General features: G+C 74.6%; 12 protein-coding genes and 2 pseudogenes. 10 read left to right on the top strand and 4 right to left on the bottom strand.

Features of this window, described 5'->3' with window-relative positions; translation table 11 throughout:
- Window positions 1-125: 125 nt before the first annotated feature.
- Together PVK37_RS31630 and PVK37_RS31625 are read right to left on the bottom strand one after the other, a co-directional pair.
- Entirely contained in the window at window positions 126-1,136 is a 1,011-nt protein-coding gene (locus tag PVK37_RS31630; protein WP_275031588.1) for an alpha/beta hydrolase, read from the bottom strand.
- A 210-nt stretch (window positions 1,137-1,346) separates the two neighbouring features.
- The gene (locus tag PVK37_RS31625; protein WP_275031586.1) at window positions 1,347-1,781 is read right to left on the bottom strand and encodes an HPF/RaiA family ribosome-associated protein; all 435 of its coding nucleotides are present in this window, start codon (window positions 1,779-1,781) and stop codon (window positions 1,347-1,349) included.
- 421 nt (window positions 1,782-2,202) lie between these two features.
- On the opposite strand from PVK37_RS31625, the pseudogene PVK37_RS31965 reads away from it, so the two are divergent.
- The 4 genes and pseudogenes from PVK37_RS31965 to PVK37_RS31605 form a co-directional block, all read left to right on the top strand.
- A pseudogene (locus tag PVK37_RS31965) lies at window positions 2,203-2,826 on the top strand (single-stranded DNA-binding protein); the annotation flags it as partial.
- An 866-nt stretch (window positions 2,827-3,692) separates the two neighbouring features.
- Window positions 3,693-4,646: pseudogene (locus PVK37_RS31615) on the top strand (cobalamin biosynthesis protein); the annotation flags it as partial.
- A 185-nt stretch (window positions 4,647-4,831) separates the two neighbouring features.
- Window positions 4,832-6,373, top strand: coding sequence for a cobyric acid synthase (locus PVK37_RS31610; RefSeq protein ID WP_275035301.1), 1,542 nt, complete (start codon window positions 4,832-4,834; stop codon window positions 6,371-6,373).
- Between the two features lie 192 nt (window positions 6,374-6,565).
- Window positions 6,566-7,147 (top strand): hypothetical protein, encoded by a 582-nt coding sequence (locus PVK37_RS31605; protein WP_275031582.1) that lies wholly within the window; start codon window positions 6,566-6,568, stop codon window positions 7,145-7,147.
- Between the two features lie 4 nt (window positions 7,148-7,151).
- Here the strand turns inward: PVK37_RS31605 and PVK37_RS31600 are convergent, their stop codons facing one another.
- On the bottom strand, window positions 7,152-7,553 hold the full coding sequence (locus PVK37_RS31600) for a rhodanese-like domain-containing protein (protein ID WP_275031580.1): 402 nt from the start codon (window positions 7,551-7,553) through the stop codon (window positions 7,152-7,154).
- Window positions 7,554-7,794: 241 nt separating this feature from the next.
- Between PVK37_RS31600 and PVK37_RS31595 the strand changes: the two genes are divergently transcribed.
- The 4 genes from PVK37_RS31595 (at window position 7,795) to PVK37_RS31580 (ending at window position 12,122) form a co-directional block, all read left to right on the top strand.
- Window positions 7,795-8,421: a uridine kinase family protein gene (locus tag PVK37_RS31595; protein ID WP_275031578.1), complete on the top strand. Its 627-nt coding sequence runs from the start codon at window positions 7,795-7,797 to the stop codon at window positions 8,419-8,421.
- Window positions 8,422-8,650: 229 nt separating this feature from the next.
- Window positions 8,651-10,015: a dipeptidase gene (locus PVK37_RS31590; protein WP_275031576.1), complete on the top strand. Its 1,365-nt coding sequence runs from the start codon at window positions 8,651-8,653 to the stop codon at window positions 10,013-10,015.
- Between the two features lie 95 nt (window positions 10,016-10,110).
- Complete coding sequence (locus PVK37_RS31585) at window positions 10,111-10,317, top strand: hypothetical protein (protein ID WP_275031574.1); 207 nt, start codon at window positions 10,111-10,113, stop codon at window positions 10,315-10,317.
- 221 nt (window positions 10,318-10,538) lie between these two features.
- Entirely contained in the window at window positions 10,539-12,122 is a 1,584-nt protein-coding gene (locus tag PVK37_RS31580) for an ATP-dependent DNA ligase (protein ID WP_275031572.1), read from the top strand.
- 12 nt (window positions 12,123-12,134) lie between these two features.
- Here the strand turns inward: PVK37_RS31580 and PVK37_RS31575 are convergent, their stop codons facing one another.
- Window positions 12,135-13,010 (bottom strand): SURF1 family cytochrome oxidase biogenesis protein, encoded by an 876-nt coding sequence (locus PVK37_RS31575; protein WP_275031569.1) that lies wholly within the window; start codon window positions 13,008-13,010, stop codon window positions 12,135-12,137.
- Between the two features lie 441 nt (window positions 13,011-13,451).
- Here PVK37_RS31575 and PVK37_RS31570 point away from each other — a divergent pair, with 441 nt between their 5' ends.
- On the top strand, window positions 13,452-15,179 hold the full coding sequence (locus tag PVK37_RS31570; RefSeq protein ID WP_275031567.1) for a cobyrinic acid a,c-diamide synthase CobB: 1,728 nt from the start codon (window positions 13,452-13,454) through the stop codon (window positions 15,177-15,179).
- Window positions 15,176-15,745: a GNAT family N-acetyltransferase gene (locus PVK37_RS31565; protein WP_275031565.1), complete on the top strand. Its 570-nt coding sequence runs from the start codon at window positions 15,176-15,178 to the stop codon at window positions 15,743-15,745. Before PVK37_RS31570 ends, PVK37_RS31565 begins: the two co-directional genes overlap by 4 nt.
- Window positions 15,746-15,822: the final 77 nt, after the last annotated feature.

Raw genomic sequence — 15,822 nt, 5'->3', positions numbered from 1 at the left:
CCCTGCTCTATCCGCTGAGCTACAGGCGCATGGCTGGCCGGCCCGGTGGGGTCGGCGTGCGGGTGGTGCGCCAAGAGGGTACCGCTGACCGGGGGTGTCGCGGTGGTACGGGGGCGTGCCGCCGCCTACCTTGCCAGCGGCTCGGCGGCCGGGCACCCGGTTTCCGTCCCCGCGGGCGGGGACGGGTCCGGGGCGGGCAGGAAGGCGTCGACCCAGCGGGCCAGCTCGGCGAAGACCTTCTCGCGTACGGCGGGGCCGGAAAGCGTCAGGTCGTGCACGCCGCCGTCGAACCGGGCCAGGGTGACGTGCGGCCCGAGCCGGGGAGCCCAGCGGACCATGTGCTCCACGTCCAGGACCGCGTCGGCGAGCATCGCCGACTCGTGCCAGCGCTTGCCCCGGAAACTCCGGGTGGAGCAGGCCACCAGCACCGGCGCGTCGATGGCGAGCCCGGCGCGCAACTGCCGCTGGGCGGTGCGGATCGCGTTCAGCCAGCCGACTCTGACCGGGAATCCGGCAAGCGGCTTCCAGGTCAGGTCGTAGCTCCACTCGCCCCGGTGGTCGGCGTGCAGGCACTCGCCGTACACGGTGCTGAGGCCGAAGGGGAGGATGCGGTGCGGCGCGTTACGGCCGAGCCTGGCCACGGCCGCCGCGAGGGGTCGACGGACCAGCCAGGGGGCGTTGAGGTCGAAGAACGGGCTGTTGAGGAAGAGGCCGTCGACGAGGCCGGCGTCGCGCCGGGCGTGTGCCCAGATCGCGGCGAGCAGGCCGCCGGTGGAGTGGCCCATCACCAGCAGCGCGTCATGGCCGTCCTCGTCCCGGATCATGCGGGCGGCGGTGTCCAGCTCCGGGAAGTAGTCGCCGAGGTCGCGGCAGAAGTTCGGCGTCTGGTGCGGCAGCAGGCTGCGACCGTACTTGCGCAGGTCCAGGGCGTAGAAGTCCCAGCCCCGGTCGGTGCAGAAGTCGGCCAGGTGGGTCTGGAAGAAGTAGTCGACGAAGCCGTGCACGTAGAGCACCGCCCGCCGGCTCGGGCGGTCCGCGCGGCGGCGGACCAGCGTCGCCACGACCGGGCCCTCGTCGTCGGAGCCCAGGTCGATCGTGTACCGCTCGTAGGGCGGCCCCAGCACGTCCGGTTCCACGCCCCTGACGCTACGCCCGCACGCTACCCGGCGGTAGCCCCTGTGGGTGGCACCGGTCCGGTTCCCGACGCGGCCCCCCTGTCCCCGGCGGTGCCGCGTCGTCCGTGGGTGCCGCTTCCGTCGGCGAGGTGCGCGCCGGTGCTGACAAGGGGTCGCCCCGCCCGCCGGTCGGCGGTGGGCGGGGCGACGGACGTCGGTCGGGTCGAGTGGTCAGGCGGTCTCGGCGTCGGCGCGGACGTCGGCCGGGTGGTCCCGCTCGGCGTCGACCGGCTGCTCCGGGTCGATGGGCTGGACGGTCTCCCGCAGGTGCTTGTTGTGGCGGGGCTCCTGCCGGGTCTTGGCGTCGTTGAGTCGCCGCCGCAGGTCGTCACGGACGTCGTTGAGGGCCGCGTGCAGGTCCTCCTCGGCGGAGGTGGTGACGATCTTCTGCCGGCCGGCGATCCAGCACTCCAGGGTGACCTTCTGCCCCCGGGCCTCCCGGTCCTTCACCGACACCTCGAGTTCGGTGGCGTCTGCGTGGAATCCGGCCAGTCGGGAGTCCAGCGTCGCGAACTGCTCGGCGATCCAGTTCCGGTCCCCCTGGGAGAAGCCGGCCCCGACGCGCAGGCACTCGGCGACGGTGGCGGGGTTCGCGACCGCGCTCATCGCCGCACCTCGCCCTGGGCGCGGACGCTGGCCGTGGTACCGGACGTTCTCGACATGGTCGTTGACCTTTCCGTTGGACGACGCGGTGCGGTCGCGCGCGGGTGGTTCCGGTCCGCGGTCACGTCCGCCCCCTCCTTCTGTACGCCGGGTCTTGCCGGGGTGATCAAGTCCATACCCAGCGGACCCACCCCCGGAAACCGCGCTGGCGACTCCGGGCTGAACCGATCGTCGCCGTCCGTGCGGTATCCGGCCCAGGGCCGGTGGTCCTAGCACACCGGGACCTTGATCAGGTTGTTGTCCACAGGCGCTCCGGTTGTCCACAGGACGGCGGTGCCGGGTGGCCCCTGCGGCTGTTCCGGGGCCACGCTCGGCACCTGAGTCGACTCGCCCACGGCAATCTGGATCTCCGTCTGGAGGGTCAATGTACGACACCTACGTAACAATTGTCGGAAACGTTCTCACCGCCCCGGAGTGGCGGCGTACCACGCAGACCAACACCCTGGTCGCCAACTTCAAGGTCGCCTCGACCGCCCGCCGCCTCGACCGGGACAGCGGTCGCTGGGTGGACGGCAACAGCCTCCGGGTGCGCGTCAACTGCTGGCGCAAGCTTGCCGAGGGGGTGGCCTCGTCGGTCATGGTGGGTGACCCGGTGGTGGTGGCCGGTCGGCTCTACACGCGGGACTGGATCGACGACGCCGGCAACCACCGCACCCTGTACGAGCTGGAGGCGGTCACCGTCGGGCACGACCTGGCCCGGGGCCGGGGCCGCTTCCTACGGAACCGCCCGACCATGGCGACCAGCACCGTCGAGGACGCCGAGGCGGAGAGCCGCGTACACGGCGAACCGACCGAACGGGTACCGGGGCAACAGGCACCGACCCACGACGACCGTGCCCTGGACGACGACTTCGAGCTGCCCGCCCTCGGCGTACCGCGTCACCTGCCCGGCTTCCCGGGCAGCGTGGCCGACCTCGGCCCGGACCCGTTCGACGAGGAGCCGGACGACGGGCCTGACGGCGACATGCGTGACGGCGACATGCGTGATGGGGACACGCCTGACGGGCACATGCCTGACGACATGGTGCCGCGTGGCGCGGTGACGGGCAGCGGAGTGACGGGCAGTGGGACAACCGGCGGTGACCCGAACGCTGGCGACCTGACCGGCGGCGACCTGACCGGCGGCGACCTGGTGGTGCTGGTCGGCGGCGGACCGGGCGGGGGCGTCGCCGCCCCGGTCGGTGAACTCGACCCGTTGCCCGAGCCGGACGACGACGACCGCCTCCCGTCGGTCGGTCGGCAGGTCCCGGGGCCCGGACCCGCCGAGGGGCCGGTGCCGCCGACGGAGCCGACAGGGACGAACCCCGCCCCGCGCGGTCGGCGCGGGCGTGGCCGGCAGCCGGTGCCCGCCTGACCCTGCGGATCAGGGGTGGCCTCACCCGGGTCTGGATCTGACCTCACCGCCTGACCGTGCGGGGTGTGGAGGCGGGCCCACTCGGCCTGGTCCGACACCCCGCATGACAGCCCGTTCTCCGTCCCGCCGGGGACAAGCCGTGGCACCGCCGCCGTCCCCGGCGGTGCCACGGCGAACGGGCCTGGGGGTGGGCCGAGGCGGTGTCATCGGCCGAAGCCCGGGTCGTGAGGGTGTCACCGGGGCGGAGCCAGGGTCGTGAGCGTGCCATCCGGGCGGAGCCACGGCCATGAGCGTCATCGGGGCGGAGCCAGGGTCATGAGGTGTCATCCGGGCGGAGCCGGCGGGAAGGCGGAGATTCGGGTCGTTCCACCGGGCCGTGGGCGTACTTCGGAGCGTCACCGGCCCGGGATCTGGTAGGTCCACGACACCCGGGCTGGGAAGGTGCCAGCGCGGACTAGGCTGACCGCCCGGAGGTGGTACGGGTGCGGCAGATAGGCACCGTGGCCGACGCGGCAGGGCTGGTGGCCGGCTACGCGTTGGACGCGCTCCTCGGCGACCCCCGACGGTGGCATCCGGTCGCCGGCTTCGGCCGGGCCGCCGGTGCCCTGGAGCGGCGACTGTACCGGCCCGACCGGGCCTCCGGGGCGGCGTTCACCGCGCTCGCGGTGGGGATGCCGGTGCTGCTCGGCGCGGCGGCCGTCCGGGCGACCCGGCGGCGACCGGTGGCCCGCGCGGCGCTGGTGGCCGCCGGCACGTGGACGGTGCTCGGCGGTCGCACCCTGCGCCACGAGGCGGAACTCATGGGCCGGACACTCCGGGCGGCCGACCTGCCGGCCGCCCGCCGTCGACTGAACCACCTCTGCGGCCGGGACCCGTCGACGCTGGACGAGTCGGAACTGGCCCGTGCCACCGTCGAATCGGTCGCGGAGAACACCTCGGACGCGGTGGTCGCGCCGCTGTTCTGGGGCGCGGTCGCCGGGCTGCCCGGTCTGCTCGGCTACCGTGCGGCGAACACCCTGGACGCCATGGTCGGCCACCGCTCGCCCCGCTACGCCCGCTTCGGTACGCCCGCCGCGCGCCTGGACGACCTGCTCAACCTGATCCCGGCCCGGCTGACCGGCCTGCTCACCGTCGCGGTCGCCCCGGTGGCCCGGGGTGAGCGGGCGCGGGCCTGGCAGGTGTGGCGACGTGACCGGCACGACCACCCCAGCCCCAACGCGGGACAGTGCGAGTCGGCTATGGCCGGGGCGCTCGGGGTACGGCTCGGCGGGCAGAACGTCTACTTCGGACGCTCCGAGGTGCGGCCCTTCCTCGGCGACGGGCCGCAACCGGAGTTCCATCACCTCAAGCGGGCCGCCCGGATCTCCGGCGCGGTCGGCCTGTCCGCGCTCGGTGTGGCCGTCGTCCTCGCGTCGGGCCGGGCCGGCCTGGTCGCCTCGACGGCCCGGCGGGTGGCGGCCCGGTCGGCTACGAGCCGGTCGGCGACAGCCCGGTCGGTCACGGGCCGGTCGGTCACGGGCCGGTGGATGGTGGCCCGTTCGGTGGTGGACCGCACAGCTGGGGGCCGGTGGATGGCGGCCCGGTCGGTGGTGGCCAGGTCGGCTACGGGCCGGTGGGTCGCGGGGCGGTGGGCAGCTCGGTGAGTGGCGGGCTGCTGGTCGCCGGGACCACGTCCGATGCCGGCAAGAGCGTGCTGACCGCCGGGATCTGCCGCTGGCTGCACCGGCGCGGGGCGAAGGTCGCGCCGTTCAAGGCACAGAACATGTCCAACAACTCGGCGGTGGTGGTCGGCCCGGACGGTCGGGGCGGCGAGTTGGGACGGGCCCAGGCGATGCAGGCCGCCGCCTGCGGACTGGCCCCGGACCTGCGGTTCAACCCGGTGCTGCTGAAGCCCGGCAGCGACCTGGCCAGTCAGGTGGTGCTCCTCGGCGAGGCAGTCGACACGGTCACCGCCGGCAACTTCCGCAGCCTGCGTCCCCGGCTCGCGGCGACCGCGTACGCCGCCCTCGCGGAACTGCGTACCGAGTACGACGTGGTGATCTGCGAGGGTGCCGGCAGCCCGGCCGAGATCAACCTGCGGGCCGGCGACTACGTGAACATGGGGCTGGCCCGGCACGCCGGGCTGCCGGTGATCGTGGTGGGGGACATCGACCGGGGCGGGGTGTTCGCCTCGATGTTCGGCACCGTCGCCCTGCTGGAACCGGCCGACCAGGCGCTCGTCGCCGGCTTCGTGGTCAACAAGTTCCGGGGTGACCTCGGGCTGCTCCGGCCGGGGCTGGACATGCTCCACCGGGTCACCGGTCGTCCCACGTACGGGGTGCTGCCCTGGCGGCTCGACCTGTGGCTGGACGCCGAGGACTCGCTCGCCTACGGTCGGGTGCTCGGTCGGCCCGCCGCCCCCCACGGCGACGACTGGCTGGACGTGGCCGTGGTCCGGCTGCCCCGGATCTCCAACGCCACCGACGTCGAGGCCCTCGCCACCGAACCCGGCGTACGGGTACGCCTCACCGTGGAGCCGGCCGAACTCGCCGCCGCCGACCTGGTCGTGCTGCCCGGCTCGAAGTCCACCGTGGCCGACCTGGCCTGGCTGCGGCAGACCGGGCTGGCCGACGCGGTCGCGACCCACGTGGCGGGAGGAAAGCCGCTGCTGGGCATCTGCGGGGGCTTCCAGATGCTCGGCCGGGCCGTGCACGACGACGTGGAGAGCCGGCAGGGCAGCGTGCCCGGCCTCGGGCTGCTGCCGATCGAGATCACGTTCGACCCGCGCAAGACCGTCCGCCAGTCGGTCGGCACCGGGCCCGGCGGGGCCGAGGTACGCGGCTACGAGATCCACCACGGGTACGTGTCGACGGCCGACCCCGACCTGCCGCCGCTGCTCACCCACGCCGACGGTCGGGGCGAGGGGGCCCGGCTCGGCGCGGTGTACGGCACCCACTGGCACGGGACGTTCGAGTCCGACGACTTCCGCCGTCGCTTCCTGACCGAGGCGGCCCGACAGGCCGGCCGGTCCGGCTTCCGGGTCGCCCCGGACACCTCGTTCGCCGCCGCCCGGGAACGCACCCTGGACGTACTCGGCGATCTGGTCGAGGAGCACCTGGACACCGATGCCCTGTGGCGACTGATCGAGACCGGCCCGCCACCCGGCCTGCCCTTCGTCCCACCCGGTGCCCCCGCCGCCTGAGGGCGGCCGAGCGGCTGACCACCGCCCGGAGTCGATCGGTGCTCGTCAGGGTGCGTCCCGCCCGCCTGCCCGGGTCGGGCCGGGCCGGGCCGGGCCGGGTCATCGTGCGGCAGGGGCAAACCTGGCGTCCGGGCGTTCGTCGCCATCGGGCCTGCCGCTGTCCACTGAGGATGGTGCTGGCACACTCCGCTGGTGACGATTCGGACCGTCCGGTGGGTCATCATCGCGATCATGCTGCCGTTCGCTGTCGCCGGCTGTGCCGACCGGCCCGGCCGGGCATCGGTCGGGGAGCGGCCCGCCCGAGAGTTCCACCTGGTCGAGAACCTCTGTGACCAGCTCGACCACGAACGGTTGTCCGCCGCGAGTGGCGGCACCCCGGTGAAGACCAGGACGGTGCCCGGCCGGACGGGACACACCTCGAGGTGCGCGCTGTCGACCGGGTCGCCGTCGACCGGGGTGTCCATGCTCCAGGTCGACACCGAGATCGGTGAGCCACCGACCGGCGAACCCAGGCTGTACTCGCACCACCGCGAGATTTCCGGCGTCGGCGACCACGCCCAGATCGAACTGCCGCCCGCCCTGACCGCCGACCTCGACTCGCCCGTCATCGAGGGCCCGACGAGTTCCCGGATCTGCACACTGACCGTCGTCGAGGGGACCGCGCGGATCAGGGTGCAGTGGACCAACCACGCCAGGAAGCTGCTGTCCGACGCCGACACCGAGGCCCTCCTGGTCGCCTACGCGCGCGAGACCCTGCACCTGATGGGGAGCTGAGCGGTCAGTGGCGGACGTCGGCGGGGCGGTCGGACAACGGCAGCCCCGCCGCCAGCCACCCCTCGACCCCGCCGACCATGTCCGTCGCCCGGTGCAGCCCCAGCGCCCGTAGGCTCGCCGCCGCCAGGCTGGACGCGTAGCCCTGCCGGCACACCACGACCACCTCCAGGTCGTACCCGGTGGCCTCGGGTACGCACCAGGCGCTGGCCGGGTCCAGCCGCCACTCCAGCACGGTCCGGTCGATCACCACGACGCCGGGTAGTTCGCCCTGCTCCCGCCGTTGCTCAGCGGTACGGGTGTCGACGACGAGCGCACCACGACCGGCGGCCTGGACCGTCTCGTGCGGGGTCAACCGACGCACTCCGGCCCGCGCCTGTTCGAGCAGGGCGTCGACACCGGGACTCATCACGGAATGGGACACGGCCCGATCATGCCGGTGAACTGGGGTGGCGTACCCGGTGAACCGGGTCCCGCCACCCGATCGGTGGCGCGCGGCTCGTCGTGGCCAGCACCCGGGCCCGGGAGGCTCGGACGCCCCGCACCATGGTCACCACCGGTCCGGGCCGGAACCTGCTGTGCGCTCCCGCCCGGGTGCACGTCGGTGCGGTGTCGGAGGTGCCGTTCCGGGCCCGGTAGCGTCGGCGTTCGTGGTGGTGGCGGTCGTCGAGGCGTACGCGGAACTGGCCCGCCGGGTGCTGGACCGGCCGGCGCGGCTGGGGCGTACCCGACTGGTGGCGGTCGACGGACCGAGCGGCGCGGGGAAGAGCCTTTTCGCCGACCGCCTCGCGGACGCCCTGGCCGTGCGGTCCGACGGCGGGCGACCACCGGTGGTGCACACCGACGACCTGCTCGACGGGTGGGCCGACCAGCTCACGTTCTGGCCGCGGCTGGAGGAGCAGGTGCTGACGCCGGTACGGGCCGGGCGGCCGGGCGGCTACCGGCGGTACAGCTGGGTGCGGCGGGAGTTCCTGCCCCGGACGGTGCCGGTGCCGGTGACGCCGGTGCTGATCGTGGAGGGGGTGAGCGCGGCCCGCCGCGTGATCCGGCCCGAGTCGACCCTGACCGTGCTGGTCACCGCGCCGACCGAACTGCGGACCGCCCGCGCGGTGGCCCGGGACGGCCTGGCGATCCTGCCCGAGCTGCGCCGCTGGCACGCCGGGGAGCGGTCGCACTTCGCCGCCGACGACACGGCGGCCGGCGTCGACCTGGTGGTGGACGGCGCACCGACGCTGCCGCACGACGCCGCCCGGTACTACGTCCGCCGCCCGGCCTGACCCCGTCCCCCCGGGCCGCGCCTTCCCACCCTCCCACCTTCCCGCACTTCCATCGGCCCGCCTTCCCCGCCGGCCTGTCGGTCCGCCTTCCCGCCGGTCCGCCTTCCCCGCCGGCCCTCCGGACCGGGCCGCCGGCGTGCCTCGGCCGCAGTGCCCGCCCTCGTCCCGTGACCACGGTCGGCCTCGTCCGCCGACCGGGGACGGCCGAGGGCGGCATACGATGCCGGTCATGACCTCTCCGACCATCACCGAGTCCGAGCTGCGGGCGGCCGTCGCGCGGGAACTGCCCGGCGTCCGTGCCGACCTGGAACGCCTCGTCCGTATCCCCGGGATCGCGTTCGAGGGCTTCGACCACACGCAGGTCGAGCGGTCCGCCGAGGCGGTGGCCGAACTGCTGCGCGGCTGCTCGCTGGACGTGCGGATCGTGCGGTCCGGCGGTCAGCCCGCGGTGATCGGGACCAGACCGGCCCCACCCGGCGCGCCCACCGTCCTGCTCTACGCCCACCATGACGTGCAGCCGGTCGGCGACCGGTCGCTGTGGGAGTCCGAGCCGTTCGAGGCGGTCGAACGGGACGGCCGGCTCTACGGTCGCGGCGCGGCCGACGACAAGGCCGGCATCATGGCGCACGTGGCGGCGCTGCGTGCCTTCGGCGACGCGCTGCCGGTCGGCGTGGTCATCTTCGTCGAGGGCGAGGAGGAGTACGGCTCCGACTCCCTGGAACGGCTGCTCGCCGAGCACCGGGACGCCCTCGCCGCCGACGTTATCGTCATCGCCGACTCGGTCAACTGGGACATCGGCGTGCCGGCGCTGACCACCTCGCTGCGCGGCGTCGTCAACTTCTTCGTCGAGGTCCGCACCCTGGACCACGCCATCCACAGCGGCATGTTCGGCGGTCCCGTGCCGGACGCGCTGACCACCCTGGCCCGGCTGCTGTCCACCCTGCACGACGACGCGGGGAACGTCGCGGTCGACGGGCTCACCGACGCCGGCCCGGCCGCCGTCGAGTATCCGCAGGACCGGTTCCGCGCCGAGGCCGGCCTGCTCGACGGGGTGTCGTTGCTCGGCACCGGCCAGATCACCGACCGGCTCTGGCGCAAGCCCGCCCTGGCGGTGCTCGGCATCGACGCCCCGGCCACCGCCGAGGCCCCGAACGCGCTGGTCCCGGCAGCCAAGGCCAAGATCAGCGTACGGCTGGCGCCGGGCGACGACCGCAAGCGCGCGTACGCCGCCGTTCAGGCGCACCTGGAGCGGCACGCCCCCTGGGGCGCGCAGGTGTCCGTCACCTTCGAGCACGACGGCGACCCCTGCGTGATCGACCTGTCCGGGCCGTTGGTCGACGCGGCACGTTCGGCCTTCCGTACCGCCTGGGACGGCACCGAGCCGGTGGAGATCGGCGTCGGCGGCTCGATCCCGTTCATCGCCACCTTCCAGGAGATGTTCCCGCAGGCGGTGATCCTGGTGACCGGGGTCGAGGACCCGCACGCGCGGGCCCACGGGCCGAACGAGAGCCTGCACCTCGGCGAGTTCGCCCGGGTCTGCCTGGCCGAGACGTTGCTGCTGGCCCGGGTGGCCGAGGCGGGCACCGGACACTGACCGGTCGGGCGGCGAGTCCCGACCCCGACCGGACACGCCGCCCGATTTCCGGGATCACCGCACGTCAGGGTAGGTCGTACGCTAGCCTTTCGAACATGAGTACGAACGAGGTGATGGTGCGGCTGACAGCCGCCGTCAGCGCGCTGGGGGACGTCGACGTCTCCGCCTGGCCCGAGGAGACGCTGCGCGAGCGGCTCGGTGAACTCTCCACCGCCCTGGTCGCTCTCGACGCGTCGCTGGCCCGGGTCGCCGCCCAGGTCCGCGACCGGGGCCTGCGCATCGAGGAGCCGGTCTCGGCCTGAGCCGCTGCCCGCCTACGCCGGCTGCGGCCTGCGTCGGCTGTGGTGTCCGCCTTCTCCGGTGTGCGTCGGTTGGAGCGTCCGTCTCCGGTGTGCGCCGGCTGTGGTGTGCGTCGGTCGGGGTCTCCGTCTCCGGTGTCCCGGCTACGGCGTGCGCCGGCTCGCCGGCTCCGGTTCTCGTCGGGAGCACCGACGTTGTCGGAGGTGGCTGGCAGGATGAAGACGTGCGGTTCCTCGACCTGGCGGCCACCTCCGCCGCGGTCAGCGCCACCAGCGGCCGGCGGGCCAAGGTGGAGCTGCTCGCGGAGGCGTTACGCGCGCTCGACCCGGTCGAGGTGCCCGCCGGTGCGGGCTGGCTCGCCGGTGAGCTGCGTCAGCGGCAGACCGGTGTCGGCTGGGCCAGCCTGCGCGAGCTGCCACCACCGGCGGCCGAGCCGACGCTGACCGTGGCCGGCGTCGACGCGGCCATCGACGAGATCGCCGCCGTGCACGGTCCGGGCTCCCAGGCCCGCCGCCGGGCGCTGGTCGGCGCGCTGTTCGCCGCAGCCACCGCCGCCGAGCAGCGCATGCTGGTCGGGCTGTTCAGCGGCGAACTGCGGCAGGGCGCCCAGGCCGGGTTGCTGGCCGACGCGGTCGCCCGGGCGGCCGACGTGCCGCTGTCCGCCGTCCGCCGGGCCCTGCTGGTCGCCGGTGACCTGCGTGCGGTGGCGGTCGCGGCGCTCGACGGGGGAGCCGCCGCGCTGGCCGGGTTCGGGCTGCGGGTGGGGCGTCCGCTCGCCCCGATGCTGGCCCAGAGCGCGCCGACGGTGGGCGAGGCGCTCGTCGCCACCGGCACCCCCGCCGTCGTCGACGTCAAACTCGACGGCATCCGCATCCAGGTGCACCGTTCCGGCTCCGACATCGCCGTGTTCACCCGCAGCCTCGACGACATCACCGCCCGGGTGCCCGAGGTGGTGGCCGCCGTGCGCGCCCTGCCCGCCCGCGAGCTGGTCCTCGACGGAGAGGCGATCGGCCTGGACGCCACCGGCCGGCCGTTGCCCTTCCAGGAGACGTCGAGCCGGGCCGCCCGACGTGCCACGGCGGGCACCACCGGCCGCTCCACGGTCGCCCCGGCCGTGCTGGCCGCCGCCGCGTCGACCAGCGCGACCGTGCTGACCCCGTACTTCTTCGACCTGCTGCACCTCGACGGGGAGGATCTGATCGACGCGCCCGGCCGGGAACGCTGGGCCGCGCTCGCCGGTACGGTCGACGCCGGCCTGCTGGTCGGCCGGGTGGAGGTCGAGGACCCCGACGCGGCGACCGAGGCGTTCACCGCCGCGCTTGCCGCCGGCCAGGAGGGCGTGGTGGTGAAGGCGCCGGACGCGACGTACGACGCCGGCCGGCGCGGTGCGGCCTGGGTGAAGGTGAAGCCCCGGCACACCCTCGACCTGGTCGTGCTGGCCGCCGAGTGGGGCAGTGGCCGTCGCCGGGGCTGGCTGTCCAACCTGCATCTCGGTGCCCGCGACCCGGCAACCGGCGGGTTCGTGATGCTCGGCAAGACGTTCAAGGGGCTGACCGACGAGCTGCTGCGCTGGCAGACCGAACGGTTCCTCTCGCTGGCCGTGGAGCGGGGCGAGCACGTGGTGCGGGTCCGTCCCGAGCAGGTCGTGGAGATCGCCTTCGACGGGGTGCAGACGAGTCCGCGCTACCCGGGCGGGGTGGCGCTGCGGTTCGCCCGGGTGCTGCGTTACCGCGACGACAAGAGCGCCGCCGAGGCGGACACCATCGACGCCGTCCGGGCCCTGCACCCCGGGTACGCTCCCGGCTGACCGGGGGCCGGCTCAGACCGGCGTACTCCCGGCCGGCACCCCGGCCCGGTCACCGCCGCCCGGTCCGTCCCCGTCGGTGCCCGGCTGGTCGTCGGTGTCGGCCCGGTCACCGGACGGACGACGGATGCCGGCGAGCCGGTGCGCCTCCCGCCGGGCCACCCAGCCGTACGCGACCAGCGTCATCCCCGCGAAGATCCACCACTGCACCACGTAGCCGAAGTTCTGCCAGTTGTTCTCGTGCCGCACCGGCACCGACTGGAAGACCGGATCGGCGGCCGGGTTCTGCTCGTCCAGCAACAGGTACGCCCCGTACAGCGGGTAGGGCAGCTCCCGGGCGAGCTGCGGTACGCCGATGCGGCGCATCTCCAGCCGGCCGTCCCGGCGGTCCGGGGCGACCGCGCCGCTCTCGCTCAGCCGTACCCGGCCGACCACGGTGACCTCGCCGGCAGGCGTGGGCGGCAACTCCGGCCGGACGGTCGCGTCCCCGGAGGCCACCGGCGGCACCCAGCCCCGGTCCACCAGGATCGCCGTGCCGTCGGTGAGGAGCAACGGGGTGACCAGCTCGAACCCGACCTGACGGTCGACCGCGCGGCCCCGGATCCAGATCGAGTTCGCCGCATCGTACCGGCCGGTGACGGTGACCCGGGTCCAGACGGTCCCGTCCGCCGGGGCGGTCCCCGTCGTCCCGGCCGCGCCGGTCGGAGCGGCGAGGGTGTCCCGCAGCGGCACCGGCGTCATCCGGGCGGTGGCGTCGATGCGCTCGTTGATCGCCGAACGCCCCCGGTAGCGGTCTAGCTGCCAGTTGCCGAGCTGCACCATCACCGCGGCGGCGACCAGCGCCAGGACGAGATAGCCCAGCCAGCGTGGCGTCAGGAGGAACCGGTACACGCCCCGAGGCTACTCGTATGACCGACGCCACTGCCCCGGACCGTCGGTGACCGGCGCCTTCCGGTAGGCCCCGGCATCCCCGACATGCCGCATCGCCGGTCGTCGTGGCGGCTGAAGGCGGCGGTCGTGCTGGCGGTCGACGTGACGGCCGGGTCGGCGGTCATGCTGGCGGTCGTCGTGACGGCCGGGCCGGCGGCCGGGGCGGAGGCCGGGATGCCGGTCGTCGTGGCGGCGAGGGCGGGCGGCCGGGTCGGCGGCCCGGGGCCGCGCCCGGGGGTGATCGCCGCCGGGCCGAATCACTGTCGGTGCGTGGCGGGTCGGTTACCGCGATTCGGGCGGCCCGTTGGGTATCGTCACGCGGACGACCCGCCGGGTCCGCGTCCGCACCTGCCCGGTGCGCTCGCCGCCGCCGCGCCCCCCGCCGCTACCGAGGAGTCGATGATGAGCGCCTTACCGCGTCTCGTGGTCGCCGCGCCCTCGTCCGGACACGGCAAGAACGCCGTCTCGATCGGCCTGCTGGCCGCGTTCCGCGAGCGGGGCCTGGACGTCGCCGGCTTCAAGGTCGGCCCGGACCAGGTCGACGCCGCGTACCTCGGGGCGGCTGCGGCCGGGCGTCCCGGACGCAACCTGGATCCCCGGCTGGTCGGGCCGGAACGGATCGCGCCGCTGTTCGCGTACGGGGCCGCCGGCGCGGGGCTCTCCCTGGTACAGGGCACCATGGGGCTGTACGACAGCGTCGCCGGCCCGTCCGAGGTCGAGTCCACGGCTGCGGTCGCCACCGCGCTGCGCAGCCCGGTGGTGCTGGTGGTGGACGTCTCGGCGATGGGGCAGTCGGTGGCCGCCCTGGTGCACGGCTTCCGCTCGTACGACGAGTTGCTCTGGCTGGGCGGGGTGATCCTGAACCGGGTCGCCTCGCCCCGGCACGAGGAGTTGCTGCGGGAGGCACTGGACGACATCGGCGTACCGGTCTTCGGGTCGCTGCGCCGTCGGGACCTGCCGCCGATGTTCCCGTCCCGCCGGTACGGGGCGGTGCCGGCGCTGACCGGCGACCCGGAGGTGGGCCGCGCGGTCCGGCGGCTCGCCGAGGGGGTGGCCGGCGCGGTCGACCTCGACGCGCTGCTCCGGCTGGCCCGTACCGCGCCACCGATGACCGTCGAGCCGTGGACACCCCGGCCGGCTGGGGGGACCGTCGCCGGCCGTCCGGTGGTCGCGCTCGCCGGCACCACGGTCGGCAGCTACGGGTACCCGGAGACCGGCGAGCTGCTCGTCGCCGCCGGGGCCGAGGTGGTACACGTCGACCCGCTGCGCGACGAGGCCCTGCCGGCGGGAACGGTCGCGCTGGTCGTCGGGGGCGGGCTGCCCGAGGCGTACGCGGAGCAGCTCTCCGCCAACCGGCGGCTCCGCGACGCGGTCGCGGAGCTGGTCCGCGCGGGCCGTCCGGTGGTGGCCGAGGGGAGTGGCCTGCTCTGGCTGGCCCGGGAGCTGGACGGCCTGCCGATGTGCGGGGTGCTCGACGCGACCGGGGTACGCCGGGACGGGGTGGTGATCGGCTACCGGGAGGCGACCGCCTGCACGGACAGTCCGGTGGCACCCCGGGGCGCGGTCCGGATCGGCTACAAACACCACAGCGCGGTCCTCACGCCCCGGGCCGGCGAACAGCCGGCGTGGCGCTGGCCGGGCGGCGCGCCCGAGGGCTTCGTCTGGCGGGGCGGGTACGCCTCCCAGCTCACCCTGCACTGGGCCGGCGTACCGGAGATCGCCGCCCGCCTGGTCCGCGCCGCCGCCCTCCCCGCCGCTCCCGCCGCCCCTGCCTCCGCTCCCGCTGCTCCCGCCGCCTCTGCCTCCGCTTCCGCTCCTCGGTCCGCTGCCGCTCCTGGGTTCGTCGCTCCCGCCTCCGCCTCCGCCGGCCCGGCAGCGGCCGGTACGGCTGCGCCGGCATCGCCACCCCCGGCTCCGGCTACTCCGGTCCCGGCCACTCCGAACGGTCCGGGTCAGGCTGTGTCGGCTGATCCGGGTCCGGTCGGGCCGGAGGTGTCGGCGGGCCCGGCCGAGGCGGCCGGTTCTGCTCCGGCTGTGGCAGGTCCGGCGGCCATCGCTGTTCCGGCACCGGCCGGTCCGGGGACCGGCGGGGCGGCCCGCTCCGACCTCGGACCGGAGGTTCCGGCGTGATCGGTCAGGTGGCGGTACGCCGCTTCCCGGAGCTGACCGTCTCCACCCCGCGCACCGAGGTACGCCGGCACGCCCCGCCGGACGCCGAGGCGGTCTCGGTGATCTTCGGTGACCGGTTGACCCAGCGTTGGCTTCCGCTGGCTGACGACTCGGGGCAGATCGACGGGCTGGCCTGGTGCACCGACCTGGCCCGGCAGCGACGCGACAGCGGAGACGGCGACCACTTCGCGGTGGTGCGCCGGGAGGACGCCCGGGTGGTCGGCTGCCTCTGGACGAAACGGACCGACTGGGGTGCCCGGCTCACCGAGGTCTCGTACGCGCTGGCACCGGAGGCGCGCGGGTTCGGGCTGGCCGCCGAGTCGGTTCTCGCCCTGGCGATCGTGCTGATCATGGAGCACGGGTTCCAGCGGGTCGAGCTGCGGGTGGCCCCGGGCAACGTGGCGTCCCGACGGGTGGCCGAGAAGGCCGGTTTCAGCTACGAGGGTCTGCTCCGCAACGCCGGTTACGTCCGGGGCAACCGTACCGACCTGGAACTCTGGTCTTTCGTAGCCGCCGACCTCCACTGACCCCTGCCCCCCACCCCCTGCCCCCTCCCCACCCACCCGATGCGTTGATCATGAAGTTGTTGCCTGCGACACGCCGT

The organism is Micromonospora cathayae, from assembly GCF_028993575.1.
In the GTDB taxonomy this organism is placed as follows: Bacteria; Actinomycetota; Actinomycetes; order Mycobacteriales; family Micromonosporaceae; genus Micromonospora; species Micromonospora cathayae.
Note: the sequence above shows the minus strand (reverse complement) of the source record. Positions and strands in the feature narration are given on the sequence as shown.

What these genes read in the sequence shown, in the direction of transcription:
- PVK37_RS31570 (WP_275031567.1), top strand. Translation starts at nt 13,452, where the DNA reads ATGAGCGCCTTACCGCGTCTCGTGGTCGCCGCGCCCTCGTCCGGACAC.
- PVK37_RS31600 (WP_275031580.1), bottom strand. Translation starts at nt 7,553, where the DNA reads ATGAGTCCCGGTGTCGACGCCCTGCTCGAACAGGCGCGGGCCGGAGTG.
- PVK37_RS31590 (WP_275031576.1), top strand. Translation starts at nt 8,651, where the DNA reads ATGACCTCTCCGACCATCACCGAGTCCGAGCTGCGGGCGGCCGTCGCG.
- PVK37_RS31585 (WP_275031574.1), top strand. Translation starts at nt 10,111, where the DNA reads ATGAGTACGAACGAGGTGATGGTGCGGCTGACAGCCGCCGTCAGCGCG.
- PVK37_RS31625 (WP_275031586.1), bottom strand. Translation starts at nt 1,781, where the DNA reads ATGAGCGCGGTCGCGAACCCCGCCACCGTCGCCGAGTGCCTGCGCGTC.